Source organism: Phenylobacterium sp. (genome assembly GCF_036502675.1).
Lineage (GTDB): Bacteria > Pseudomonadota > Alphaproteobacteria > Caulobacterales > Caulobacteraceae > Phenylobacterium.
Genome location: NZ_DASXYF010000125.1, coordinates 1 through 5,892, shown reverse-complemented (window position 1 = coordinate 5,892; position 5,892 = coordinate 1). Strand labels below are relative to the sequence as shown.

General features: G+C 67.0%; 4 protein-coding genes and 1 pseudogene. 3 read left to right on the top strand and 2 right to left on the bottom strand.

Annotation, left to right across the window (positions count from 1 at the left end; genetic code table 11):
• Together VGL30_RS16450 and VGL30_RS16445 are read left to right on the top strand one after the other, a co-directional pair.
• Nucleotides 1–1,542: ATP-binding response regulator (locus VGL30_RS16450; protein WP_331541103.1), on the top strand; the 1,542-nt coding region annotated here is incomplete at its 5' end.
• Complete coding sequence (locus VGL30_RS16445; RefSeq protein ID WP_331541102.1) at nucleotides 1,539–2,468, top strand: DNA-binding response regulator; 930 nt, start codon at nucleotides 1,539–1,541, stop codon at nucleotides 2,466–2,468. The genes VGL30_RS16450 and VGL30_RS16445, both read left to right, overlap by 4 nt.
• A 315-nt stretch (nucleotides 2,469–2,783) precedes the next feature.
• Here the strand turns inward: VGL30_RS16445 and VGL30_RS16440 are convergent, their stop codons facing one another.
• Entirely contained in the window at nucleotides 2,784–3,965 is a 1,182-nt protein-coding gene (locus VGL30_RS16440; RefSeq protein WP_331541101.1) for a hypothetical protein, read from the bottom strand.
• Between the two features lie 406 nt (nucleotides 3,966–4,371).
• Here VGL30_RS16440 and VGL30_RS16435 point away from each other — a divergent pair, with 406 nt between their 5' ends.
• The gene (locus tag VGL30_RS16435; protein WP_331541100.1) at nucleotides 4,372–5,340 is read left to right on the top strand and encodes a hypothetical protein; all 969 of its coding nucleotides are present in this window, start codon (nucleotides 4,372–4,374) and stop codon (nucleotides 5,338–5,340) included.
• A 232-nt stretch (nucleotides 5,341–5,572) separates the two neighbouring features.
• On the opposite strand, the pseudogene VGL30_RS16430 reads toward VGL30_RS16435, so the two are convergent.
• A pseudogene (locus tag VGL30_RS16430) lies at nucleotides 5,573–5,892 on the bottom strand (hypothetical protein); the annotation flags it as partial.

Below are 5,892 nucleotides of genomic sequence, written 5' to 3'. Positions count from 1 at the left end.
GAGGCGCGCTGCCACGACGCCTGCAAGGAGGATCGCCGACTGGTCGACCAGGCGGCGGCCCTGCTGCGGCGGATCGTGCCGGCGCGCCTGACTCACGGGGCCTACGCCCTGGTGGCCCGCTTCCTGGGCGCGCTGATGATCTGCGGTCTGGTGATCGGCGGGGTGTTCGCGCTGCTCTACTACCGCGGCGCGGATAGCTCGGCGCAGGCGTCCGTGGCGGGCGCACTGGGGTTGGCCTTCGTCGCCCTGATGACGCTGGCGGCGTTCGCGGCCTGGTTCTTCATCCTCGCCGGCGAGAACCAGCGCACTGCCGAGGGCGAGACCGAGCGGCAGACGGTGATGCTGCTCGACGAGATCGAGGCCCACCAGCGCACCGACGCGGCCCTGCAGCGCGCCAAGGAGGCGGCCGAAGCGGCCAACCTGGCCAAGAGCCGCTACATCGTCGGCGTCAGCCACGAGATCCGCGCACCGCTGAACGCCATCTCCGGCTACGCCCAGCTGATGGAGCGCAACCCGGCGCTGAGCTCGCGCGACGCGGTGCGGGTGATCCGCCGCAGCGCCACCCACCTGGCCGACCTGGTGGACGGCCTGCTGGACATCTCGCGGATCGAGAACGGCACGCTGCGGATCGAGCGCAACCGCATCAACCTCCCGGAACTGCTCAACCAGATCGTCGACATGTTCCGCCTGCAGGCCCTGGCCAAGGGCGTGGCCTTCACCCACGAGTGGCCGGAGACCCTGCCGGTCTGGGTCCACACCGACGTGAAGCGGCTGCGGCAGATCCTGATCAACCTGCTCTCCAACGCCATCAAGTACACCAACGCCGGCGGGGCGATGCTGAAGGTGCGCTGGCGGGCGCAGGTGGCGGAGTTCGAAATCTCCGACACCGGGGTGGGCGTGGCCGAGGCCGACCTGGAGCGGATCTTCGAACCCTTCGAGCGGGTGGGCGGCGAGACCGGCGTGCCGGGCATAGGCCTGGGCCTGACCATCACCAAGCTGCTCACCGCGGTGATGGGCGGCGAGCTGACGGTGACCAGCGAGCTGGGCGTCGGCAGCGCCTTCCGCGTGCGCCTGCTGCTCTCCGAGGCGCCGCTGCCCGCCGAGCGGCCGGCGGCCGAGCGCCGGGCGACGGGCTACCAGGGCCCGCGACGCAAGATCCTGGTCACCGACGACGACCCGACGCACCTGGACCTGACGCGGGAGATCCTGCAGCCGCTGGGCTTCGACCTGTCCTTTTCCCGCGACGGGCCGGGCTGCATCGAGCTGGCGCGCAGCGGGGAGCCGGACCTGGTGATCCTCGACATCTCCATGCCCGGCATGAACGGCTGGGAGGCGGCGCGGGCGGTGCGCGCGGCGCTTGGAGAATCGGTGGCGATCCTGATGGTGTCGGCCAATGCGCACGACTTCTCCCGCACGCGGCGGGAAGACGACCCGCACGACGACTTCCTGATCAAGCCCTACGAGATCGACGACCTGATGGAGCGCCTGCAGACCCTGCTCGACCTGCAATGGGTCTCGCCGGCGGCGGAGCCGGTGTCGTGAGCGCCGGACTCTCAAGCGTCGGGCCGGGCCGGCTGATCCTGGTGGTGGACGACGACCCCGACGCCCGCGCCATGCTGGTCAAGGCGCTGGTCCAGGCCGGCTACCAGGCGCTGACCGCCGCGGACGGGATGAGCGCCCTGGCCCTGGTCGACCAGGCGGCGCCGGACCTCGTGGTGCTCGACGCGGTGATGCCGGGACTTTCCGGCTTCGAGACCTGCCGGCGTCTGAAGGCCCGCGCTGGGGCCGCCCACGTGCCGGTGATCTTCATGACCGGCCTCAGCGAAACCGAGCACGTGGTGGAGGGCCTGAACGCCGGCGGGGTCGACTATGTCACCAAGCCGCTGGTGCTGGACGAGCTGCTGGCGCGGATCCACGTGCACCTGGCCAACGCCCACGCCGCCCACAGCGCCCGGCTGGCGCTGGACGTGGCGGGGCGCTCGCTGTTCGCGGCGGACGCCACCGGGCGCCTGCTCTGGCGCACGCCGCAGGCCGCGAAGCTGCTCAGCCCGCTGGTGGACGAGGACGACGTGCCGGGCGCGGCGACACCGGCGCTGCTGGAGCCCATGCTGCGGCTGATCGCGGCGGCCGAGCCCTTCGCCACCGCGCCATTCCAGATCGGCGAGCGGCGGCTGCAGCTTTCGGTGCTGGGCCGCACGGAGGCGGGCGAGGTGTTCTTCCGGGTGACGGAGCTCACCCAGGGCGACAAAGGCGAGACCCTGCGCAGCGCGCTGGGCCTCACCGCCCGGGAGGCCGAGGTGCTGGTCTGGGTGGCGCGCGGCAAGTCCAACAAGGACATCAGCGAGATCCTCAACATCAGCCCCCGCACGGTGAACAAGCACCTGGAGCAGGTGTTCACCAAGCTGGGCGTCGAGAACCGCGCCGCCGCCGCGGCGATCGCCACCCGGGTGATCACCGCCCAGGGGTGAGGGGAAGCCGCCCTATCCCCCCGCATTTGGAGGGAAAGGGTGGGGTAGGCCTCTCCTGGAGCACGATGATTTCAGGCGGAATCGCCGGCTTAAAACCCGCTCGCCCGAGGATAACTCCGAGGGCGTGACGGTGGGGGCGAGCCGACGCACTCTGCGCCAGGTCTACGCCCCCTCCACCACCGGCTCTTCGGCCGGTGCTCCCCCTCCCCCGTCCTCTTCGGGACAGGGGAGGAAAAGGCGCCGTCGCCCTTGAGTTACCGCCCATGGGCCTTCGCCGGGATGAGCGGAGGCGGATCAACCCAATTTCAACCCGCTCTAGAACTGCGTCTGGACGCCCAGGGTGATCTTGTCGTCGTCGGCTGCGCCGGTGGCCTCGACATGCGCCCAGACGGCCGACAACCGGGCATTGTGGCCCTTGATGATGTAGTTCACGCCGGCGTCGTACTGCTTGACCTTCACCTTGAAGAGGTCGGCGTCGAAGTGCTGGTAGCGGACCACCGGCTGGAACTTGCCCCAGCCCACCACCTGCGGGAACAGCACGGCGGCGGAGACCAGGTAGCCGTCGCCCTGGACGATGCCGCCCACGTTGGCGGTGGCGTCGGCCCCGGCGAAGCCCGGCGCCACGTCCACCACGTCGTCGGTGTCGTAGTTGTAGTAGGCGCCTTCGAGGGTGACGGCGCCGCCGTCCATGACCTTCTTCTCGAACAGGGCGTCGACGTTCCAGCCGGTGTAGTCGCCCTTCACGAGCGCCGTGCCCACGCCCTTGCTCTGGTGCATCAGGGCGGCGCCGACGGTGAAGATGTCGGCCGCGCCATAGTAGGTCGAGGACGTGTAGTAGCCCGGGTTGTCCTCCACCTCGAGGAAGTTGTAGGCCACCCGGCCGGCGAACAGCGGGCTGTGGCTCTGGTTGGAGGCGCCGGCGAAGCGGTTGTGGCCGTTGAACACGCCCACCGCATAGGTGAGCTTCTTGTCCAGCAGCTTGCCCCAGACGGTGACCCCGTCGTCGCGGCCGGCGAACTTGGCGGGATATTGCGAGACCACGCCGGGATAGTTCCAGCTCGACAGGTAATAGGGGCCGTCGAGGTTCGAGCGGTCGCTGGGCGGCAGCAGGCGGCCGGCCCAGACGTTGAAGCCGTCGTTCATCTCGAAGCGGACGTAGCCGTCCAGCACCTTGATGTCGCCATTGCCGTCACGCTCGGTGTTGAAGGTGGCGCCGATGGACTTGGTGAGCTGGCCGTTGACGTAGAGCCGGACGCTGTCGAGGTTGAAGTCCTCGGACCGGGAGCCGTCCGACGCCCCATGCTCGTCGCTCGAGAAGCTGCCCCGCATGCCGAGGCCGACGCTGATCGACTGGTCGTCGCCGAATTTCATGGTCGCCCCGGCCTGGGCTCCGCTCGCGCAGGCCAGCAGCGCCAGGCCGCAGGCGCCGGACAGTAGACCGGCCCGCCGGCGCAGCCGCGAAGACGCGGCGACGCCGCCATCGATAGGTGAAGTCATTGTCATCCCCAGATTTTTCCTGGCCCAGGACTTGGGGAACGCTCCCCCTCTCCTGGTGCTGCAGGTGTATCCGAGGCTACGGGGCGCTTTGGTCGTGGCGAATACGTCAAACCGCGTAGATGGACGGTGGACAGCGGGGCTGGAGCAAAGCCAGCCGGGTTGGCCTAACCCGCTCCTCCCCGCGAAATGATGAAGCTTATGCATTTATTTGAAATATAACGCATAAATTCCATCATCTTTGCCTGTGCAGGAACTGTGCAGGTTAAATCGCATTTTGTGTGCAGGCTGTAGCAGCAATGCCACGCCGCTTGGTCGCAGTCCAATGTTACGCGCCGGCTGTCCACAGCCAGCCAAGTTCCGGTTGGCCTCCCCAATAGGGCTGCTACCGTCTTCATTGGGGGTAAGCATGAGCGATGCGGGTTTCTACGCCGGGCTGTCCGGCGTCACTCTGGCGGCCGAAAAGGTCGAACTCAGCCACGGGCTCGTGCTGTCGAGTACCTACGCGCACCTTACCTCTCCCTGCTTGATGGCATTCGCGCCCGCGCCACCTGGGAAGCTACACCCGGCACCGTGGCGCGCGGCAAAGGGGGGCTTCACCTACGACATCACTGTACAGCTTTACGTGCCCAATGCGGCTGGCGCAGGTGGCTTCGCAGGTGAAGATGCGTTGCGTCTCTTCCTCGCCTTCCTGCGAATTGGGGACGCTCCTTATGCGTCTGCACCGGTCCTTTGTGACATGCCCTTTGCGAAGGCGGCGCACTCCAAGGCCGAGCCGAACATTTCGATGTTCGAGGTAGAACCGCGCATCTTCAAGATCGCCGAAGGGCGGAGCGATGCGCTGAGCCCTGAACGGATCAAGTGGCTGAAGAAGGGCTGGCCGAAGGCAGCCGAACTGCTGCGCCAGGAGCCCAAACTGCTAACGGCACTGCAAGCCTGCGATCTTAGCGGGGTACGCGGTCATGGCTCCGCTTCACTCTTGGCAATCTGGGGAGCCCTCGAACAACTCTTCGCGCCAGCGCGCACGGAGCTCCGTTACCGTGTCGCGGCGAACATGGCTTGCTATTTGGAACCGCGCGGGCCTGACCGCCTGGAGACCTTCAAACGGCTGCAAAAGCTCTACGACCAACGCTCCGCCGCTGCGCATGGAGTGGTGGAACCTGACAAGAGCGTGCTCACTGAGAGCTGGGTCCTACTTCGCAACGCGCTGATGAAGATCCTTCAGGAAGGAAAGGTGCCCCGCCAGGATGATTTTGAGGCGCTGCTATTCTCTGAGGAAACGCCTTCCCTGATAGGCGCGCTTTCATGGGGGCTCGGGAAGACCGGCCACGTTGCGTCCAAGAAAAAGAAGCTTCCCAAATCGGGTTCAGTATCCTGAACCCCTGCCACGTGGCGAACGTGGGTGTGAAAGCGGAGCGTGGCCTTTGCGGGGAACCGGCCGCAGGGAGCGAAACGACTGAGGCTGGGCGAAAGGCCATCGAAGCGCGCCGAGGGCGAAGCCCTAAGTTCGCGGACTTGAATGCGGCCGCAAGGCGCGCAGCTACGGCCGCAATCGTCGAGAAACCGACCAAACACCGAGCGCCGATCTGAGTCTTCGTCGCTGCGCCAGGTTATCCGCCCGCGCGGGCGAGAAAGCGTTCCAGGGCGATTTCGTCTTCGGACATGATGAAGAACGACCTCGCCGCAAATTCGCCGTCCATCGTCTTGCTGACGCGGCGCGAGTCCACTTGTGCGATCACGAGGCTCAGCGCCGGATTGAAGCGCCGGTGCGGCCAGTCCACCTCTTCGCGGAGCTCAGGCGAACTCACGCCCAGCGAAGGGCTGTCTTCGTCCTTGGCTTTCGCGAGAAGTCTGCGGACAAGCTCGCAGGCGTCGGCGTGAGGGTCGGTTCCGAAGGCATACGGATCGAAGGTCGCATACAGGTCCGGCG

Bases quoted from the DNA above. Each gene is read 5' to 3' on its own strand.
- VGL30_RS16440 (WP_331541101.1), bottom strand. From the start codon at position 3,965: ATGACTTCACCTATCGATGGCGGCGTCGCCGCGTCTTCGCGGCTGCGC.
- VGL30_RS16435 (WP_331541100.1), top strand. From the start codon at position 4,372: ATGAGCGATGCGGGTTTCTACGCCGGGCTGTCCGGCGTCACTCTGGCG.